Here is a 19,861-nt window from a genome sequence, read left to right on the forward strand (position 1 = left end):
GAAGGAACCAAAGTGACACTTGAAACGACCCCCGTTGATCCGGATGTTGAAGTCCGTGATGTGTTGAGGCAGTACGAAATCGAGCAATTTTACTACAAGGAGGCAGCTCTTCTCGACGGCCATCGTTACGACGAATGGATCAAACTCTTCGCTGATGACGTGCACTACTTCATGCCAATACGAAGGACCATGACCCGACGTCAAATTGGTCGTGAGTTCACCCAGCCGGGCGAGATGGCGTACTTCGACGAGAACAAGCAGCAGCTGCAAACGCGAGTGGATAAATTGTCAACCGGAACAGCATGGGCAGAGGATCCACCATCCCGAACACGGCATCTCATCACGAATATCCGGGTCGAAGATGCGGGTGGATTTGAACTGCTGGCACACAGTAACTTTCACCTATATCGAACTCGGCTCAAATCCGAGATCGATGAATGGGTAGGACGGCGCGAGGACGTTTTGCGGCGTGTCGACGGACAACTCAAGATCGCTAAGCGCTTCGTCTATCTCGATCAGACGATCCTTCAGTCCGCGAACCTGAGTAATTTCTTCTAACCAGATCCGAACGAAAGATGAATTGCAATGCATTGGATCCGTGCGTGTTCTGTTGATGATTTGGATGACGGTGACGCGCTTCAGCTTCCGACGGTACCTCCGATTGCCGTCTTCAATGTCGACGGCGAATATTTCGCCGTCGACGACACCTGTACTCATGGTCAGTCATCGCTTGCGGACGGGTATGTCGACGGCCATCAAGTGGAATGTGCCTGGCATTTCGCTAAGTTCGATATCAGGTCGGGGGCTGCGCTAACCCCGCCTGCATCGTTTCCCTTGTGTACCTACGAGGTGCGAATTGACGGTCCGGACGTAATGGTGGCTGTTCGCGATCGGACAGAGAAAAGCAGTGGTGCGGCGTGAGCGCGCGTGATGCGAGCTGTGTCATCGTCGGAGGCAGTGCCGCTGGCATTGCTACCGCCGTAGAAGCGCGTCGAGGAGGGTATTCTGGTCGGCTAGTAGTCGTCGATAGCGATCCTCACATGCCATACGAGCGTCCTCCGTTGTCGAAGGCGTTGTTTGGTTCTGCCGATGACCCTTTGGTTCCGCTCCATGCTCCCGAGATGTACGCAGAACTCGGCATTAGCCTCCGTCTCGGAGAATTTGCAGTGGAAATTGATGCGTCGAAACGCACGGTTCAGCTTGAAAGAGGGGAAGTACTTCCCGCAGACCGCCTTGTGCTTGCAACCGGACTAGGTGCAAGGCGTCTCAATGTCCCGGGTGCGACAGCATCGAATGTTTTGACGCTTCGGAATGCGGCGGACGCGCGGGCACTCGGCGAGCACTTGCAGGCGAGGGGACCGCTCGTCATAGTTGGTGCAGGGTTCATTGGCCTTGAGCTCGCTGCGGTGGCGCGAGAGCACGGAATCGATGTAACTGTAGTCGAATCTGCAGATCATCCTTTGGTGAATTCGGTTGGGCCAGTGATTGCCAAGTTCCTACTTGATATGCACCGCGAACGCGGTGTTCAGTTTGTCCTTGGCACGACAGTCTCGCATATGACAGGCACGCAGGGTGTCATCCAGCGGATTTGGTTGGAGAATGGACGAGCGTTGGATGCGGCAACTGTTGTAGTAGGAGTGGGGGCTGAGCCCAGTCTGGAATTGGCGAGAAGCGCGGGGATCGACACAATCGCCAGCGGTATCCCAGTAGGTCCGTTAGGTGAAACCAATCTTCCCTGGATCTTCGCAGCCGGGGACGTCGCAGTGCGGGATCATCCTGACCTGTTGGTTCCGGGAAGAATTGAGCATTGGGACTCGTCAGTGCGCCACGGAAGCGCGATTGGCTCGACAATCGCTGGGCATCCCACCACTGTCACCGAACCGATCTACGCGTGGTCAGACCAGTACGGGTCGACTCTTCAACTCGTAGGGAGAGCTCACCCGAAAGACACATTTATTCTGCGTGATGGAGCGAGCACCGATCAGTTCCTGGGGTTCTGGGTCAGGGATGGTCGCATTGGCGCTGCTGTTGGTCTGAGGTCGGCGCGCGAAATTGCAGCAGTCAAGCGAATGATCACGCAAAAGGTGACAGTGCCTGTGAAGGAATTGTGTGATCGAACTGGAGATCTACGCCGCGTTCTTAAGAACAATCGAGAATCCAGTGTTGTACCAATGTCTTAACTAATTATTGAGCTATCGACGCCAAAACCTATTTGGTGGCCGAACTCGAATTTTTAAGGAGAGAGCACGTGAGCGAGACAATTACCTATGATTCAACATACCGCATTGTTGATACCGCTGACTATCAGATTCAGGTAAACGAGGCCGGTGAAGGTCATCCGATCTTTATGATCCATGGCACAGGACCCGGAGCCACGGGATGGTCGAATTTCGAAGCCAATATCCCCGATCTTTCAAATTCTTTTCGTTGCATCGCGGTGACGATGCCTGGATGGGGTGATTCAAGCCCACAGTCGGTTCGGACTGGACGTGATCAAGGTCGAGCGATGCTTCAACTCATGGATGCTATGGGTATCGATAGAGCAGCATTCGTAGGAAACTCTATGGGAGGAGGGATCGGCATGGTGATGGCAGCTGAGCATCCCAGCCGCGTTTCCCATCTGATCACAATGGGTGCGGGTATCTACGGGGTCAATGTCATGACCCCGGCGGCCCTATCCGAGGGGCTCAGGTCAATTTTCGAAACCTATAAAGATCCGTCACCGGAAAACTTTCAACACCTTGTCGAGATTATGTGCTTTGACCCTTCTTATGCCACCCCTGAGCTCGCTAAAAAGAGATCGGAGGCGGCACTTCGCAATCCAGAGCACCTCACTAACTGGCTCGACGTGATGAATTCTGGTGGAGGCGCAACCGGATTTCTCGAGGCTGCGGCGAAGATGTCCGTATCGAAGATTCCGACATTAGTCATTCACGGACGCGACGATCGCACAGTTCATTTCGAGGGGAGCATGCGAGCGAATGCAACGATCCCGAACTCCAGGCTCGTCTTACTTAATCGTTGCGGCCATTGGGCTCAACTCGAGCACGCGAGTGAATTCAACGGGCTCGTATCGAATTTCTTGAAGACGCACTGATGTTGAACGCAAGTAATCGATCAATCTCTTCCCAAGGTCTTTCGAACGTGACTGCAAGACTTGATGGGTTGTCGATTCTCGTCACCGGCGGGGGGTCTGGACTGGGTCGATCTCTAGTAACGCGATTCATTCAGGAGGGCGCACAAGTGACTGTCCTCGATCGAGCACCTGAAAGACTCGCGGACATTTATGCATCTCATAGTGAATCTCTCCGAATCATCGCCGGTGATGTTACATCTGCATCCGACAACGTTCGTGCGGTGGAATCGGCCGTGAGTGCATTCGGTGGAATTGATGTATTTGTCGGAAACGCTGGAATATGGGACTTTAACAGATCGATTCTCGATATGTCTGTGCATCAACTTGAAGATGGATACAAGGAGTTGTTTGATGTTAATGTGAAAGGGTACTTGCTCGGCGCACGAGCAGCAGCTGAGCACCTTGTCGACCGAAATGGATCGATGATATTCACCTTATCGAACGCTGCTTTCTATCCTCGTGGAGGAGGCGTCCTCTACACCGCGTCGAAACATGCCGGAGTTGGAATAGTAAATCAGCTAGCTTATGAGCTCGCACCGGAGATTCGGGTAAATGCTGTGGCTCCTGGTGGGATGGCTACAGGCCTTAGTGGACCGCAGGCGATGGGAATGTCAAACCAGTCGATAACAGATGTACTCCCACCCTCGGATCAGATGAAGGAATACTCGGCATTAAATTTGGCGCCGAAGCCAGACGACTACGTGGACACCTACGTTCTTCTTGCTTCTCCAAATGAGTCATCAACTATCACAGGTGCAGTATTCGACATCAGTGCCGTCGGAATACCTAAGCGCCCTGTTTCGTCAGCCCCGCAAAAGTCATGACGAATGAAAGCTTCATACTTCGGCTTCTGGGCTTTGGTGGCGAACTGAAACGTTCTCGTAATTAGATCAGGCCGCTGCCAGTCGGAAGACCCGTGATCTCCTCTATCTTTCACCCTAGAAGTCTCTTATCTTGCGACTATATCAAGGTCGGTGCTATCAATGCTATGAACACTCCTTCGGAAGATACTTCGAAATTGTTCCTTGTGGAAAGAAGTAAATCTGCTATATTTGAAGTTTTTGAAGAACGAAGGGAAGCGGAAGAATTTTCTATTCGATTATCGGATTCCAGAATTCATGAAATATTTTTACGAAAGAATCTAGGGTCGCGCTGGGTGATATACGAGCGACGTGTCCGTATATCTAATGGTTTTATAGTGAGAGACTTGTGGCATGATGAAGTCGGCTATCAAATAGGTGTGGAGGAATTGAAGAGCGAAGTTGATCTTGAGTCGTACGAGTCGAATAATGGGGACTGGAACATAGTCGGTATTGGGCATGATCCCGATGAAGTTCGACGCGTGGTCGACACCGCTGTTGAAAGCTACGGTGACCGGTGGACAATTTTAAATAACTAGGCGTACCGGACCCCGCTAATCTAGCGTTAGTTTCCGTAGGTTTTTTGACTGATTTATTGATGTAGCGATAAGTTATCAATAGATTTAGAATGGCTAAAAATTATCCGCAAGGTCGACTTCTGCTTTGTAAGGAATTGGAACCATTTGATTTTCGATCGTGTTGTTCGGATGCTCCAAAGAAGGAAAGAGTGAACCGGTGAGATTTTCGCAGACAAAGGTGGTCTTGACGGTTCTGACGGTCGGAATTGGAAGCTTTACGCTCCTTCAGTCCATGGTGACGCCAGTACTTCCCGATCTGCAACGGGAGTTGGGCGCTACACAGTCGGGGGCATCGTGGATCTTTATCGCATATCTCCTTTCAGCGGCTGTGTGCACGCCCATTATTGGGCGTGCCGGAGATATTTGGGGCCGGCGGCGAATGCTGATGGCTTGTCTCGCTGTGATTGCAATAGGGGCGGTTCTGTCCAGCTTGGCTACAACGATGCCCTTGATGATTGTGGGCCGCGCTATCCAAGGTATGGGCGGAGGAATGCTACCTATTGCGTTCGGAATAATTCGCTCTCATTTTCCGCCCGAGTCTGTTCCTGGATCGATCGGACTGGTCGCATCTTTCTCTGCAGTGTGGGCGGGTTTCGGTGTTGTTATCGGCGGACCTTTGGTGGAGAACTTCGACTATCGTTGGTTATTCTGGGCACCAGCGATTCTTCTTGTTCTGTCGATTGGTGCAACATTTAGGTGGATACCTAAATCGGAAACCCCTGAGGGTGGGCGTATAAATCTAATTTCAGCACTTTTGATGTCTGCATGGATGATTCCATTGCTAGTGGCTTCGACAAATATATCGAGTTGGGGCTTTGCAAACCCTTCTGTTCTTATTCTCTTTTCGATTTCGATGATTTCTTGCTGTCTATGGATTGGGGTCGAACTGAAATCAACGAACCCGTTAATCGATATGCGTGTGATGCGAATTAAGAATATATGGGTTGCAAATCTGGCTTCAGCGCTTTTTGGTGCCGGTTTGTTTGGGCTGATGGCAGTTATACCCGCCTATATCCAGACGCCGATTTCTGAAGGTTATGGGCTCGGTCTCTCGCCGTCCGGGTCAGGGTTGGTGATTTTCGCTCAAACTGTGACTATGTTTATAGTAGGAATATTTGCTGGCCGAGTTTTAGTTTATTTTGGCTCTAATAAAACACTGGCCGGTGGATCTCTGATATGTGCTGTCAGCTTGCTCTTTTTTGGTGTGGGAGGTGACACGATATGGAAATTTGTCCTTATTCTAGCTGTTGTAGGAATTGGTTTCAGTCTAGCTTTCACATCCATGTCTAATATGGTCGTATCAGCCGCGCCGAGTAATCAGACATCAGTGGCAAGCGGCATGAATGTCAATTTTCGAAATATTGGTGGTGCTTTAGGGACGGCGGCGATGGTAATGGTAGTTTCGTCAGGTGTTTCTCCTGGGGCGGCGCCGAAAGAATCTAACTACATTTCGGGATTTCTCATGCTTGCCTCCTTCCTATTCATCGGCGCTACCGTGTCCGCGATTTCTGCTAGGCGGGATCGCAACCAGAATGAAGATTCCCCGACTTTATCTTTTAGTGCTGTGGCGGTTTCCGCTGAAAAGGGAGAGGATCGGCAGAGATGATATTATTCAGGGTGTGAATGGTGATGGACGGTAGAATTCAGTGAACGGTCGCCGAGTGTCGACAGTAATGATGTTTAGGCGACGTCGAAGGGGTGCTGTTACAGTGTAGTTCGCATACGCGGCGTTAGGGAATCGGCTGGCTCGGCCGCTGCGGCGGAGAATGCAGGCAGCCAGGACTGGTGTATGAGGCGCGGACGTTAGTTACACGATGCCTACGCTGCCAGCCAGTTCCAGACCAGCCACTCCAAGACTTACAGTAATTGTAGGGAACATTCCAGATTTCGACGGCGGTGTGCCTTTGCTCCTCACTGGTTTATTCGCGGGAGTGCAGCAGTTCTTCGGCGAGGATGCGGTTGTAGCGCTTGACTTTCCTATTGTGTTTCGGTGTGTAGGGCTTGATGCGGTAGTGCCGAGCTTCGCGGAGTGAAGCGGTGAAATCTGCTGCCCGGTAGCACGATCCGTTGCCGGTGATCACACGCTCGATACGAGTGATGCCGTGTGCGGCGAAGAACACGCGGGCGTTGTTCATGGAATCGATGGCTGTTGCGGCGTTTCGTTGTCTCATGCTTCGGTGTACGCCAGGCGGGTGGTCCCGTCGACCGAGGAGTGCAGATGGGTGTAACCGATGCGGGCCTGCTTTTTCTTCGTTTTTCGGCGCCGGTGCAGGCCTAGTTTCGCAGGGTTTTTGTGACTGTTCGGCGGGCAACGACAATGCCGTCGGTGCGCAGTTCGAACGTGATCCGGGAGGGAAGACCATTTCCGGTTCGTCGCATGGATTCGATCTCGGCCACCACCTCTGTTGCCGTGGCAGTCGGGTGATGGTGGCGCGCTGGATCTTTCTTGTAATCGCAGTTCACCGTATTTGCGACACCGGTCTATTCATGTGGGGGCGCATTGACGGGAGATACCTATTTCGGCGGCGACGTGGCGATCGGACGAATCTGGCACCGCTCGATCAGGCGGCGTCTTCCGTCGACAGTGAGTGGGGCATTACTGTGTTTCGCAGGGTTGGTCCTTTGTCAACGACATCTGAATTTTGGTTCTGGCCCACTTTCCGTGATGACTCACCTCGCGCCGCGTGTCGTTCCGGCAGGACTGGAAGAAGACGGGAGATGATCGTTCTGGTGTTCTGTGAGCTGATGTGACCTGCGTGTCCTTCCTCCCGCATCTGGCGGCTATCGACATCGATTCGGTCGATGCGACCGCAGGCGGAGTTCGTATTCGTGCGTCGCCGTTGTCGACTTCAGCGAGCTGCCCGGCGTGCGATGTTTCCTCGAAACGCGTGCACAGTCGTTACGAGCGCACGCTCGCAGATGCGGCAATCGGAAACCAGCCAAGTCTCCTCATGCTGCAAGTACGACGTTTCATCTGCGTAAACAACGACTGCAGCAGGGCAACGTTCGCCGAACAGATCGAGGGCCTGACCAGTCGATACGTGCGACGCACGCCGCTGCTACGCAAAATCGTCGAGAAGATCGCATTGGCGTTAGCCGGACGAGCGGGATCGAGATTGGCATCTGCGCTGGGCATATATGTCGGACGCTCTACCCTGTTGCGCCTGGTCCGAGCGCTGCCTGATCCGCCCACGACCACCGTCGAAGTGCTCGGTGTCGATGATTTCGCGCTGCGAAAGCGACATCGGTACGGCACAGTTCTGATCGATATGGATACTCACCGTCCGGTGGATGTTCTTGCCGATCGGAAAGCCGATACCGTCGCGGAATGGCTGCGAGCACATCCGGGAACAGAGGTGATCTGCCGCGACCGTGCCGGCGCCTATGCCGCAGCCGCCCGTGCCGGAGCGCCAGGCGATCGAAGTCGTAGACCGCTGGCACCTGTGGCACAACCTCGCCGAAGCAGTGGAGAAAACCGTTGCAGCCCATCATCATTGTTTGAAGAAGGAGCCCGAGTTAGAGCCTGAACCTTCGATTGAATCGGAACGGCGAGTCCGGGGACTTTGATGTTCCCCGAGTTTTCCGGAGTTCGTTTGTTTTACTTCAGGCATTGATGCACCCGAGAGAGGTTCACGATGCCCAGACGTTATCCGCCTTCAGTTCCGCCGGAAAGTCCTTGATCTGTTGAAGTCAGGACGCACGGTCGCCGAGGTCGCCGCAGGTCTCGATGTCACCGAACAGACCATCTACAACTGGCGTATCCAGGAGCTCATCGATACCGGTCAGAGGCCGGGGCTGAGCTCGATCGAGAGCGGAAGAACTCGCCGCCGCCCGTCGTCGTATCGCCGAGCTGGAGACCGAGCTCGCCATAGCCAAGCGCTCCACGGAATTGCTGAAGTCGGTGGCGGCCTAAAAAGGCGGTTCGAAACGATCGAGGTGATGGCCAAGGAAGGACTACCGGTACAGACCTCGTGCCGCATTCTGGAGGTGTCGGAGTCCGGTTTCTACGAGTGGCGCAATCGCCCACCCTCGGAACGCTCACTACGACATGCGTGGCTGACTCAGCTGATCACCGAGGTTCACACCGCCTCGCATGGCACCTACGGTGCCCGCCGGGTCCACGGAAGAACTCACCCTTGGCCGCGGCATTGCTGTTGGGCACGGCTGCATCGAAATGTTGATGAGAGCTGCTGGTGTGAAAGGACTTCCGGGAAACAAACGGGCACGTTCCAAGCATCAAACCCCCACCGCGAGCGATCTCGTGGACCGCAAGTTCACCCGCGACGAGCCGAACAAGCTGTGGGTCACGGATATCACCGAACATCCCACCCGCGAAGGTAAAATATATTGCGCTGTTGCCAAAGGATACGTTTTCGAGGCGAGTCGTCGGGTGGTCTATCGACAGCTCGCAGACAGCGACATTGGTGACGAACGCTCTGGGAATGGCCATTTCGAACAGGGGCCCGACCCCCGGCACACTCATTCACTCGGACCACGGAGTGCAATTCACATCGTGGGCATTCACCCGCCGGGCCCACGACTCGGGGTTGGTCCCGTCAATGGGATCGATCGGCGATTGCTACGACTGTCAGTCTGTTCCTGCCGGTCTATGCGCGTAGATTCGGCAAAGTCCCAGTTAGAGCGGCTTGACTCTTGTTACGAGTGACCCTTTCAGTGTCTTTGCGTTGATCTGTCAGCCCTCTAATTGGGCGCACGGCACTGGCATCACGCCCGATCTGACTTGATAAGGAGCCTGGAGGTCGGTTTGCGAGCGTCCCCGTGACAGTCCTGTCGATCAGGCCTGATGCCAGTGTGCAACCCATGGTAGATCGGATCGACGTTCCGGAGGAACCGTCATGGCCACCACCACAGCTGTAGATACTACGAAATCAGGCGATGTTGTTGTCGGGATCGACACCCACAAATACGTGCATGTCGGTGCGGTATTCGACACCACCGCCGGTTTGCTCTCGACCATCAGCGTTCCCGCCGACTCGCACGGATTTATCCAGTTACTCTCGTGGGCCGAGTCATTCGGACAGCCGATAGCCTTCGGAATCGAAGGGACCGGCTCCTACGGTGGTGCATTGACCTCGTTCATCCGACGTCGCGGCTACCGCGTCATCGAAGTTGCCCGACCGGATCGACGGATACGCCGACTGGTCGGAAAATCGGACACGATCGACGCCCAGAATGCGGCGAAAGCAGTGATGGCCGGGTTCGCTACCGCCGAACCGAAAACCGCCGACGGAACGGTCGAGATGATTCGCCAACTCAAAGTCGCACATGACACTGCCGTCAAGGCGCGTGCCACGACAATGGTGACGCTGAAAGCGATGCTGGTGCATGCACCGGAAGTATTACGCGCCGAAATGGCTGGGAAAACACAAATCACCTTGGCTCGTCACTGCGCAGCGTTGACCGTCGAGCATCTGGACAGTCCTGACGACTCGATGCAGATCACGCTGGCAACCCTCGCCCACCGGTGGCTCATGCTCGATCATGAAGCAGCTGAGTTGAACGAACATATCGAACGATTAGTGAAAACTACTGCACCACAACTCGTTCAATCATATGGAATCGGAACTGACACGGCAGCGGAGATTTTGATCGTGTTCGGTGACAACCCGGAGCGAATCAAGTCCGAAGCTGCATTGGCCAAGCTTGCCGGGATCAGTCCGATCCCTGCGTCCTCAGGGACGACGACCGGGAAATACCGGATCAACCACGGCGGTCATCGGCAGCTCAATGCCGCCATCTATCGAACAGTCATCGTACGCATGCGGTTTCACGAGCCCACCAAAATTTACGTCGCACGCCGCACCGCCGAAGGAAAGGCCAAAAGAGACATCATTCGCTGCCTGAAACGCTACGTCATCCGCGAGGTCTATCACCTCGTCAACAATCCCGTGACCAGTGCCAACGCGATTTGACAACTATAGGAGCATCAATGCCGTCATCGAATCTTTCTGGGGCAGAATGCAAACCGAACTCTTGAACAGGAAACGATGGAAAACGAGGATCGAACTGGCCAACGCCATGTTCGAGTACCTCGAGATCTTCCACAACCGCCAACGCCGGCACAGTGCCCTCGGGATGCTGACACCGATCGAGTTCGAGAACGTACACTTCACACGCCAACCCGTAGCCTGAAGTCAAATATGACGACTCCACGAAACTCGGGGAACATCAAAGTCCCCGGAAACTCCGGTGCGACTCACTGGTTGGTGTTTGAGTAGTCGCATCGTCGGTTTGACAATCCACCGGCATCGTTCCGGGTTGAGTCCAGCAGAGTGGTGTACGACCAGTCGCCCTGAAACCGTGGGCGTGTCGCTACCCGGATGAGGACGGCCACCGCGTGATTCTTCAAGAGAGCTACCAACTCGACCTGAAGAGGGAACACGCGATGACCGATCACAACTTTATCGACCCCGAAAAGTTTCTGTCCGACCAACTCGCTGGAGCAAGCCCCGATTTGCTGCGCTCGATGCTCGGAATCTTCATTACCGCGCTGATGGGCGCCGAAGCGGACAGCCTCTGCGGCGCCGGCTACGGCGAACGCACCGACGACCGCGTCAACTCCCGTAACGGATACCGCCACCGCGACTTCAACACCCGTGCAGGAACTCTCGACACCCGTGCAGGAACTCTCGACGTCTCCATTCCGAAGCTGCGGCAAGGCTCCTATTTTCCGGATTGGCTGCTCGAGCGCCGTAAACGCGCGGAGCGGGCCCTGACGTCGGTGGTCGCTACCTGCTATCTGCTCGGGGTTTCGACGCGGCGGATGGAGAAGCTCGTTGAGTCGTTGGGCATCAACAGCTTGTCGAAGTCGCAGGTGTCGATCATGGCCCGCGACCTCGACGAGCAAGTCGAATCGTTCCGAACCCGGCCACTCGATCAAGGCCCGTATACGTTCGTCGCCTCCGATGCACTGGTACTCAAAGTTCGGGAAAACGGGCGCGTGATGAACGTGCACGCCCTGATCGCGGTCGGCATCAACAAAGATGGGCACCGCGAAATACTCGGCATCGACGTCTCCTCCGGTGAGGACAAGGCCGGCTGGTTGACGTTCTTCCGTGGCTTGGTCGCCCGCGGCCTGAGCGGCGTCAAGTTGGTGACCTCCGATGCCCACGCCGGTCTCGTGGCGTCGATCGGTGCCACCCTGCCCGGTGCATCATGGCAACGGTGTCGCACGCACTACGCGGTGAACTTGATGTCGATCACTCCGAAAGCGCAGTGGCCGTGGGTGAAGGCGATGTTGCATTCGATCTACGATCAACCAGACCGGAAAGGTGTTGAGGAACAGTATGATCGGATGCTCGATGCTTTGTCGGACAAGCTTCCGAAGGTAGCGGCGCACCTCGATGATGCACGGGCCGAGTTGCTCGCATTCACCGCATTCCCGAAGGAGATTTGGCGTCAGATCTGGTCCAACAATCCGCAGGAACGACTGAACAAGGAAATTCGTCGGCGGACCGATGTCGTCGGTATCTTCCCCGACCGGACCTCGTTGATCCGGCTTGTCGGAGCCGTTCTTGCCGAGCAGCACGATGAGTGGACTGAAGGCCGCCGATACCTCGGTCTGGACGTCCTTGCCCACTCCAGGGTGACTATCGTGGCCCCGGAAACCGGTGACGACAACACAATCGACGAGGAGGTCAACTCGACTACCCTTGCAGCGCTGACAGCCTGAAAGAGGAGATCACGCAGTGCCCGTCCCCACACACCACGCATTTGGACTTGACCTCGTTCCGCCTGAAGGAATGAAACGCGTGATTGATGGCAAGTTACCCAGTAAGTTCTGCGTCTATGGACTTAGTGACTGACCCGCGGTTGCGTGAACTCATCTCGCAAGCAACGCCACTGGTGAAGGCTTTACCGGCCCCCGAGATTAAGCATCCTCCTTCCGAACTTACAGCGCGCAAGAAATGGTTTGCCGACGTTTCGCAGCTACGGGCCAGTCAGCACACCCGCCTGTTGGAGATGTTGCCGACCACTGAGTCGATCAGTGGCATCGAGATCTTCGAGGTTCGCATCCCGGTTACTGATTCATGTGGCTGGTCGGGTTGTCCTCAGTGTGCAGCGGGATCGATCACGGCGGTCGTCTATAGCCCTTTGGACGTCTCTGAAGCCCCCGCTTACCTTCATTTTCATGGAGGCGGCTGGTGGGTGAACGGAGGAGTCGACGTACTGCGCGCTACCGGCGCGGCCCATGCAGCTCGCGCTCGGGAGCTAGGCATTGTGGTCATCGACGTCGACTATCGGTTGGCGCCGGAGCACAAGTTTCCGCTCCCGGCGGAAGACGGCTACGAGGCGCTCAGATGGGTAGCCGCAAACGCCAAAGACCTGGGGATCGATGCAAGCCGGATCGCAGTAGGCGGCAGCAGTGCCGGTGGCAACCTCGCCGCTGCAGTTGCGCTGATGAGCCGCGACCGAAAAGGGCCCGAGCTTTGTGCTCAGGCCCTGCACATTCCGGTTCTTGAGAGCAGTTGCAACAGCCCATCGATGCATCGCTTCGCTGAGGGGTATGTCATGACCTACCGCCACGCAACAGAAATGTGGGACATGTACTTGTCTTTGCCGAGTGACGCCTACAACCCGTACGCCTCGCCATTACATGCTTGTCGACTCGACGACCTACCGCCGACACTCGTGATCGTGGGGGACTATGAGGTACTGAGGGACGAGGGACTTGCGTATGCTCGGCGTCTCGTTGACGCCGGTGTAACAGTGACCACATGCAGCTTGCCTCAATGCCACGGCGCCGCGCTTCCAGAGACCACTGCTAAGACTGAACTGCTTATCAATGACTTCCTCGGGGTTGCTTTGCGTGGCGACTGAGGTGGTCGTCACCGCCCCAATCCGGGCGCATCGAGGGGCCTGGTATCATCGCGACAATCTCGCGGCATTCGACTTTATTGCCCACGAGGCGAACGGGGCTGAGTAGCATCGGGATGCGCTGGCGCCTGCCTGTAGCAGGCTCCAGCTACTTTGTTCATTTCGGACATCAAATATGAACGGGGTATTCACATGAATGCCGACTTATGTTCCGCAGTGTTCGATGTGTGTAATTCTTCGATGGAGCACCACTGCGGTGTGCGCGCCGCACATGGCAGCAATCGTTAGGATTGGGGTTATAACGTGCGTATCGGTATGGGTTTGAACTACAGCGGCGGGTTCGCCGAAACCGTCGAAGAGGTCGGTGACCTGGAAAAGGCCGGCCTGGACATCGCCTTCGTCCCGGAAGCGTATTCCTTCGACGCGGTCAGCCAGCTGGGTTACCTGGCGGCCAAGACGTCGACAATCGAACTCGCTTCGGGAATCTTTCAAATCTACACCCGTACGCCTTCGTTGACCGCGATGACGGCAGCGGGCCTGGACTTCGTCTCCAACGGCCGCTTCGTGATGGGACTGGGCGCTTCCGGGCCGCAGGTGATCGAGGGATTCCACGGCGTCAAGTACGACGCTCCATTGGGGCGCACCCGTGAGGTCGTCGAGATCTGCCGTAAGGTGTGGCGCCGCGAGAAGGTCGAATACCAGGGCAGGTACTACCAGGTCCCGCTCCCCGCCGAGAAGGGCACCGGACTGGGCAAGCCCCTCAAGCTGATCAATCATCCTGTGCGTGAGCGCATCCCGATCCTGATCGCTTCGCTCGGCCCCAAGAACGTCGAGCTGACGGCCGAGATCGCCGAAGGCTGGGAGCCGATCTTCTTCCATCCAGAGAAGGCAGCCAGCGTGTGGGGCGAGCCGATCGCCAAGGGTAAGGCCAAGCGCGATCCGAGCCTCGGCGAACTTCAGGTGTACGCGTCGCCGGCGCTCGCCATCGGTGACGACGTCGACCACATGCTCGACTTAGTGCGCCCGAGACTCGCTCTCTACATCGGCGGCATGGGCGCCAAGGGCAAGAACTTCTACAACGATCTCGCGGTGCGCTACGGCTACGAAGAAGCCGCCGAGAAGATCCAGGACCTCTACCTCGCAGGCAAGAAGGACGAATCCGCTGCGGCAGTACCCGACGATCTGGTTCGCGCCGTGTCGTTGATCGGTCCCGAGAGCTACGTCAAGGAACGCGTCGCAGCCTTCGCCGAAGCCGGTGTCACGACGGTCAACGTCACGCCTTTGGCGGCCGATCGCAATGGCCGCGTCCAGCTGATCGAGAAGTTCCGCAAGATTTGTGACTGACCCTGCCGTGGTCATGGATTCGACCGTAGTGATTGAGAACACTGGAGGCGATTTCGCTGGAAATTCTTGTTTCGACATCCGTATTCTGAATGCTCGCCAGAACAGCCGCGGCGGCGGATTGTCGTACAGCGTGGAATGTAGATTGTAATTGCCTGACCGTGCTCGACGAAATTCAGGTGATCGCCGAGTAACCGCACGTCGTGGTCAGGGCCATCCAATCGGGCCGTGTGAAGGTCGGGTTCCCGCTGAGCGGCCCGTGCGACGGCCAGCGTATCGATGGGATCGGACTTGCTGTAGGTGCGGGCCGAGTCACGGACTGGGGCATCAACTTTGGTGGCACCCGCACGATCGACTGGCCCGCGGCGAGCGGATCGCGTTCCAGTCGCCGCGGCAGATGCCGGAAGTCTTCGATTGCCCAGAGCAGACTGTTGCCCTTGGCTAACTGCTCGGCCCAGTTCAGCAGCCCCAGATGCTCTTTTGTGGTCGTGGTGATCGTCTTTGGTGCCAGCTGGCGACCGTTGGGATCGACCGCGACGATGGTGTGGGCGCGCTTGTGCGCATCGACTCCCAGAATGATCATTGAACCCGTCTCCTTGTCCTTAAGGGGATCAGGGATCGCTTGGTGGGCACATCCCAGTCAGGGGCAATTCCGCGCTCCTCTCAAGACGCGCCAACCATCCTTGGCATCCGGTAGGCCGCACCACAGACAATGGCCACCAACGGCAAGTAATTGGGTGGAGCGAATCCGCCGGAACTCTCCAGTCAAACACAACCCCCCCGGACATGTGGACTGCGAAACAGATGCAACACCATCACCAGCCGCTGTGGCGGGCAGCGATCATCGCGCACTGCCGCTGGCGTGGCCGCCGCGTCGCGATGCGCATCGCCCGTGAAATCGGGCGGTGGCCACTACGTACTGTCACGGACTCGTGGGTTTACCCCTTGCCCGATGGTGTCGATCTCGCGGACGAGAGTGATGCGTTGGGCAAGATGACCCTCGAAAAACATGCCGCTCTCACCGAAGACCTGGCGACCGCACTCACCGACGCCCGCGATACTCACGAGATCAATCTCGCGATCAAGGCAGTCTTTACCGACGGCGACGTTTCCGACGGCAATGTTGTCGACGAGGATGAAGGAAACAACTAGTGGCACTGCATCTTCCGAAGCCACGATCAAAGCAACCCGCACAGAAAACCGTCGGATTGGACGGGCTCAAGGTGTCGGTGTCCACTGCGGCGACGAGTGGGATCGAAAAATCGAAAACCGTCAAAAGTGGTGGTCTGGCGGGGTTGACCAGCAAAGTGTCCGTCCGGCAGATCCGCACGGAAATCGGTAACGACGGACTCCGCCAAGCAGCGATCGATGCCGGCCGGACGCCGCCGTCGGATCGAACGCTGCGACGGTGGGCGCAACAAGGACGTATCCCGCATCCGGAGGTGTTCGAGCGTGCTCAACGCCGGGCGGCGATCGAGCGTCTCGGCGGAATCGATGCCGTCGCGCAGAAGATCGGGCGTTCTCGCTCTGCGGTGTCGCGGTATCGGTCGGGGGAGACGAACGAGTTGCGTGCCGATGCGAAGAAGAAACTCAAAAACGTCAAAGCCCACGACATTATGGACCGCGCTGGTGTGCTGCGTCCGGACGGGCAACCGAAGAAAGCGACCATCCGGGTGCGTGGGGGAGTGTCCGTCCGTAACGGCTCCGAGGAAGGGTACGACTATCGGGTGCGTACCTTGGATTTCGCGAATTCGGACAGCCCGTTCAGTGTCGAGGAAACCCGTGAACTCGCCGCAGCACTCGCGAACGACGACAATGCCCGCGTCGTGGCGATCCTCGAACGCCACGCCACGATGGACTATCCGGAGAACAAGGGCTTCGACCAATACAGTGATGCCTTCGGATTCCACTTCGATTCGATCGAATCCGTCCACATCGACTGGACATAGGTCATCCAACAGCCCCGAACGGCTCGACAGGACGCGGCGGTCACGAGACTTGCCTTGGTTTCTGCAGCAGCATCACGACCTTTGGAATGAGAGATCAATACCTCGGTTGAAAATGATCCCGCGGATCCGGCAACGTGAAGACGGTGACTTCCGCAGCTGTAGCGATCTCGTCGTCGGTGGGTGGTGGTAGCTGTGACTAAGAAAGTTCATCTGGCGGTTTTCGTAGGTACGTCGGCGATCGACTCAATATCTACCGCCGCACATCGCGGGTGTCACGTTGTTGTGCTGTTTTGATGCGAGTTCGTTGTTACGAGCGCACGGACAACGTGATCGCCGTAGAGCTTGACCTGATCAATCGGGAGTCCGGAGTCGGTGAGTATCGTGTCGACCTCGTAGATCGCTGCAACCTTGGCAAGAGCGCGGTGTCCCAACTTCGAACTATCCGCGACGACGACGGTTCGGGTTGCCGCTGCGATGATTGCGCGTTTGATCGGAATCTCGAGGGTGTTGGTATTGGTGATGCCTGCTATGGGGTCGATGGCGTCCGCGCCGAGAAAGGCCCAGTCGGCGGAATAGTCGGAGAGAAAGTCTACGGCGCGTTCACCGACGAGTGTGTAGACGGATCCGAGGAGTTCACCGCCGGTCACCAGCAGCCGTATGGCAGGGATGGTGGCCACATATTTTCCGATGCGGAGGTCGTTGGTGATGATCGTCAGATCTGTTCTGTGCCGAAGCTCCAAGGCGACCTGGTATGTGGTTGAGCCACTATCAAGAATGACGGTATCTCCATCCAGAACTTTCTGTGCGGCACATTGAGCGATCGCCGCCTTTTCTTGTCGTCGTGCGGTTTCCTTTACCGCATAGGGGATCTCGAATGCTGCACCGGTGACTGGGCGGGCCCCTCCGTGTGTTCGTTCAGCTTTTCCGGACCGAACCAAGGTGTCGAGATCGCGACGAATCGTAGATGCATCGACACCGAGTTCACGCGACAAGATCTTGGCCTCAACGTAGCCGTCAGCGTGGATGCGTTGGAGAATCGCGTCCCGCCTTTCCTTTGCAGGCAAGAAGTTCTCCTTAGTGATTGTCCGGTGACCTCGGTGTGGGAGTCAACGGATCGTATCGCTCATCGCGCGGATATTGACAGTATTTCCATCTGTTCTGCATGATTACATGCATTAAGTGCGCGAAATCGTGCAGATAGAATCTTGGGAGTCTGCGTTCACGCCAATCGCAGCAGAACCTCAAGGAGTTTCCTGATGCAAATGGGTTTGGTAGGTTTAGGCCGGATGGGCGCGAACATGCGGGAGCGTATTCGGGACTCCGGCCACGAAGTCATCGGATTCGACTCCGATCCGTCCATTCGCGACGTGGAATCCCTACCGGAATTGGTGGCTCGGCTCAGCCGCCCAAGAGTGGTGTGGGTGATGGTTCCCTCCGGCGAGCCGACCCGTGCGGTGATCAGCGAACTGAGCGACTTGTTGGCTGGTGGCGACCTTGTCATCGAAGGCGGTAATTCCCATTTCTCGGACGACGAAGCGCACTCTGCCGTGCTGGGGGAGAGCGGAATCAGTTATGTGGACTGCGGTGTGTCGGGCGGGGTGTGGGGTTTGAAGGAAGGCTACGGATTGATGGTGGGGGGTGAGGAAGCTGATGTTGCTCGCGCAATGCCGATCTTCGATGCGCTCAGGCCGCGGGGACGACGGGAGGACAGTTTTGTCCATGCCGGGTCGATCGGCGCCGGACACTACGCGAAGATGGTGCACAACGGTATCGAGTACGGATTGATGCAGGCCTACGCCGAGGGATACGAACTCCTGGCTGCCGAACCGCGGATCTCAGCTGTTGAAAACGTCATGGGTGCATGGCAAAAGGGGACAGTGGTCCGCTCCTGGCTCCTGGAATTACTGGTCGCGGCGCTTCGGGAAGACCCGGGATTGAGCTCGATTTCCGGGTACACCGAAGATTCGGGTGAGGGTCGTTGGACTGTGGAAGAAGCCGTCTCCCACGCAGTTCCGGTTCCGGTTATCGCGGCGGCCCTCTTCGCTCGTTTCTCCTCTCGGCAAGATGATTCTCCTGCCATGAAGGCAGTATCAGCGCTTCGTGGACAATTCGGTGGACATGACGTCCAACCAGGAAAGGTAGTTGTGTGATGTTGAAGTTTGGGTACAAGGCCTCGGCGGAGCAGTTCGGGCCTCGGGAGCTGGTGGAGCTGGCAGTTCTCGCCGAACAGCACGGCATGGATTCCGTTGCGGTCAGTGATCATTTCCAGCCGTGGCGACACAACGGTGGCCACGCACCCTTCTCCCTTGCCTGGATGACGGCGGTGGGTGAGCGGACCGAGCGCGTACAGATCGGCACGTCGGTGATGACTCCGACGTTCCGCTACAACCCGGCTGTCATCGCGCAGGCTTTTGCGACCATGGGTTGCCTGTACCCGGGACGCATCATGCTCGGTGTGGGCAGTGGTGAGGCGCTCAACGAGATCGCCACCGGATTCCAGGGCGAATGGCCGGAGTTCAAGGAACGCTTTGCGCGGCTGCGCGAGTCGGTTCGGTTGATGCGCGAGCTGTGGCTCGGTGACCGCGTCGACTTCGAGGGCGAGTACTTCACGACTCGTGGCGCGTCGATCTACGACGTCCCCGAGGGCGGTATCCCCGTGTACATCGCCGCGGGTGGTCCGGTTGTCGCACGGTACGCCGGCCGCGCCGGTGACGGTTTCATCTGCACGTCCGGCAAGGGCATGGATCTCTACACCGAGAAGCTGCTTCCGGCAGTGGCAGAAGGCGCTGCCAAGGCAGAGCGCGACGTCGCCGAGATCGACAAGATGATCGAGATCAAGATCAGCTACGACACCGATCCGGACGCTGCACTCGAGAACACCCGTTTCTGGGCGCCGCTCTCGCTCACTCCCGAGCAGAAGCACAGCATCGAAGATCCCATCGAAATGGAAGCAGCAGCCGACGCCCTTCCCATCGAGCAGGTCGCGAAGCGCTGGATCGTCGCGTCCGATCCCGACGACGCAGTCGAGCAGGTCAAGGCCTACGTCGACGCCGGACTGAACCACCTGGTGTTCCACGCACCCGGCCATGATCAGCGTCGTTTCCTCGAACTGTTCGAGCGCGATCTGGCGCCGCGGTTGCGCACACTGGGCTGACGGCT

At 56.7% G+C, this 19,861-nt stretch carries 19 protein-coding genes and 3 pseudogenes; 18 read left to right on the plus strand and 4 right to left on the minus strand.

Features of this window, described 5'->3' with window-relative positions; genetic code table 11:
• Positions 1-12: 12 nt before the first annotated feature.
• From FFI94_RS32140 to FFI94_RS32170, 7 genes are all read left to right on the plus strand, one after another.
• Positions 13-558 (plus strand): 3-phenylpropionate/cinnamic acid dioxygenase subunit beta, encoded by a 546-nt coding sequence (locus FFI94_RS32140; protein ID WP_260684562.1) that lies wholly within the window; start codon positions 13-15, stop codon positions 556-558.
• Between the two features lie 27 nt (positions 559-585).
• Positions 586-921: a bifunctional 3-phenylpropionate/cinnamic acid dioxygenase ferredoxin subunit gene (locus FFI94_RS32145; protein ID WP_138873934.1), complete on the plus strand. Its 336-nt coding sequence runs from the start codon at positions 586-588 to the stop codon at positions 919-921.
• Positions 918-2,180 carry an NAD(P)/FAD-dependent oxidoreductase gene (locus FFI94_RS32150; RefSeq protein WP_138873935.1) on the plus strand — a complete coding sequence of 421 codons (1,263 nt, stop codon included), beginning with the start codon at positions 918-920 and terminating at the stop codon, positions 2,178-2,180. Before FFI94_RS32145 ends, FFI94_RS32150 begins: the two co-directional genes overlap by 4 nt.
• Positions 2,181-2,248: 68 nt before the next feature.
• Positions 2,249-3,097: an alpha/beta fold hydrolase gene (locus FFI94_RS32155; RefSeq protein ID WP_260684563.1), complete on the plus strand. Its 849-nt coding sequence runs from the start codon at positions 2,249-2,251 to the stop codon at positions 3,095-3,097.
• The gene (gene hcaB, locus FFI94_RS32160) at positions 3,097-3,960 is read left to right on the plus strand and encodes a 3-(cis-5,6-dihydroxycyclohexa-1,3-dien-1-yl)propanoate dehydrogenase (protein ID WP_138873936.1); all 864 of its coding nucleotides are present in this window, start codon (positions 3,097-3,099) and stop codon (positions 3,958-3,960) included. Before FFI94_RS32155 ends, hcaB begins: the two co-directional genes overlap by 1 nt.
• A 164-nt stretch (positions 3,961-4,124) precedes the next feature.
• Complete coding sequence (locus tag FFI94_RS32165; RefSeq protein WP_138873937.1) at positions 4,125-4,535, plus strand: hypothetical protein; 411 nt, start codon at positions 4,125-4,127, stop codon at positions 4,533-4,535.
• A 196-nt stretch (positions 4,536-4,731) separates the two neighbouring features.
• Positions 4,732-6,180, plus strand: coding sequence for an MFS transporter (locus FFI94_RS32170; RefSeq protein ID WP_144298312.1), 1,449 nt, complete (start codon positions 4,732-4,734; stop codon positions 6,178-6,180).
• A gap of 124 nt (positions 6,181-6,304) precedes the next feature.
• Here the strand turns inward: FFI94_RS32170 and FFI94_RS34875 are convergent.
• Positions 6,305-7,139 (minus strand): annotated as a pseudogene (locus FFI94_RS34875) (IS481 family transposase).
• Between the two features lie 191 nt (positions 7,140-7,330).
• On the opposite strand from FFI94_RS34875, the gene FFI94_RS32185 reads away from it, so the two are divergent.
• A complete protein-coding gene (locus tag FFI94_RS32185; protein WP_221937822.1) occupies positions 7,331-8,101 on the plus strand; it encodes an ISL3 family transposase in 771 nt (256 codons plus the stop codon).
• A 163-nt stretch (positions 8,102-8,264) separates the two neighbouring features.
• Here FFI94_RS32185 and FFI94_RS32190 read toward each other — a convergent pair whose 3' ends face one another.
• Positions 8,265-8,444: a hypothetical protein gene (locus FFI94_RS32190; RefSeq protein WP_138873887.1), complete on the minus strand. Its 180-nt coding sequence runs from the start codon at positions 8,442-8,444 to the stop codon at positions 8,265-8,267.
• Positions 8,445-8,929: 485 nt separating this feature from the next.
• Here FFI94_RS32190 and FFI94_RS34880 point away from each other — a divergent pair, with 485 nt between their 5' ends.
• The 6 genes and pseudogenes from FFI94_RS34880 (at position 8,930) to FFI94_RS32225 (ending at position 14,756) form a co-directional block, all read left to right on the plus strand.
• On the plus strand, positions 8,930-9,193 hold the full coding sequence (locus FFI94_RS34880; protein ID WP_185993477.1) for a DDE-type integrase/transposase/recombinase: 264 nt from the start codon (positions 8,930-8,932) through the stop codon (positions 9,191-9,193).
• Positions 9,194-9,430: 237 nt separating this feature from the next.
• The gene (locus FFI94_RS32200) at positions 9,431-10,507 is read left to right on the plus strand and encodes an IS110 family transposase (protein WP_138868710.1); all 1,077 of its coding nucleotides are present in this window, start codon (positions 9,431-9,433) and stop codon (positions 10,505-10,507) included.
• A 16-nt stretch (positions 10,508-10,523) separates the two neighbouring features.
• A pseudogene (locus tag FFI94_RS32205) lies at positions 10,524-10,727 on the plus strand (IS3 family transposase); the annotation flags it as partial.
• Positions 10,728-10,980: 253 nt separating this feature from the next.
• Positions 10,981-12,267 carry an IS256 family transposase gene (locus FFI94_RS32210; protein ID WP_138873888.1) on the plus strand — a complete coding sequence of 429 codons (1,287 nt, stop codon included), beginning with the start codon at positions 10,981-10,983 and terminating at the stop codon, positions 12,265-12,267.
• A 290-nt stretch (positions 12,268-12,557) separates the two neighbouring features.
• Positions 12,558-13,415 carry an alpha/beta hydrolase gene (locus FFI94_RS33925; protein WP_260684590.1) on the plus strand — a complete coding sequence of 286 codons (858 nt, stop codon included), beginning with the start codon at positions 12,558-12,560 and terminating at the stop codon, positions 13,413-13,415.
• A 300-nt stretch (positions 13,416-13,715) separates the two neighbouring features.
• Positions 13,716-14,756, plus strand: a complete 1,041-nt coding sequence (locus FFI94_RS32225; RefSeq protein ID WP_138873940.1) for an LLM class F420-dependent oxidoreductase — start codon at positions 13,716-13,718, stop codon at positions 14,754-14,756.
• Between the two features lie 172 nt (positions 14,757-14,928).
• Here FFI94_RS32225 and FFI94_RS33930 read toward each other — a convergent pair whose 3' ends face one another.
• Positions 14,929-15,336: a transposase gene (locus FFI94_RS33930; RefSeq protein WP_185993485.1), complete on the minus strand. Its 408-nt coding sequence runs from the start codon at positions 15,334-15,336 to the stop codon at positions 14,929-14,931.
• Between the two features lie 197 nt (positions 15,337-15,533).
• Between FFI94_RS33930 and FFI94_RS32235 the strand changes: the two are divergent.
• Both FFI94_RS32235 and FFI94_RS32240 read left to right on the plus strand, forming a co-directional pair.
• A pseudogene (locus FFI94_RS32235) lies at positions 15,534-15,905 on the plus strand (hypothetical protein); the annotation flags it as partial.
• Positions 15,905-16,702, plus strand: a complete 798-nt coding sequence (locus FFI94_RS32240; protein ID WP_138873860.1) for a hypothetical protein — start codon at positions 15,905-15,907, stop codon at positions 16,700-16,702. The pseudogene FFI94_RS32235 and the gene FFI94_RS32240, both read left to right, overlap by 1 nt.
• Positions 16,703-16,974: 272 nt before the next feature.
• Here FFI94_RS32240 and FFI94_RS32245 read toward each other — a convergent pair whose 3' ends face one another.
• Positions 16,975-17,766 carry a DeoR/GlpR family DNA-binding transcription regulator gene (locus FFI94_RS32245; protein ID WP_138873941.1) on the minus strand — a complete coding sequence of 264 codons (792 nt, stop codon included), beginning with the start codon at positions 17,764-17,766 and terminating at the stop codon, positions 16,975-16,977.
• A gap of 192 nt (positions 17,767-17,958) precedes the next feature.
• Between FFI94_RS32245 and gnd the strand changes: the two genes are divergently transcribed.
• Entirely contained in the window at positions 17,959-18,852 is an 894-nt protein-coding gene (gene gnd / locus FFI94_RS32250) for a phosphogluconate dehydrogenase (NAD(+)-dependent, decarboxylating) (protein WP_138873942.1), read from the plus strand.
• Entirely contained in the window at positions 18,852-19,856 is a 1,005-nt protein-coding gene (fgd, locus tag FFI94_RS32255) for a glucose-6-phosphate dehydrogenase (coenzyme-F420) (protein ID WP_138873943.1), read from the plus strand. Before gnd ends, fgd begins: the two co-directional genes overlap by 1 nt.
• The last annotated feature ends 5 nt before the right edge of the window (positions 19,857-19,861 follow it).

Source organism: Rhodococcus sp. KBS0724 (assembly GCF_005938745.2).
GTDB lineage: Bacteria > Actinomycetota > Actinomycetes > Mycobacteriales > Mycobacteriaceae > Rhodococcus_F.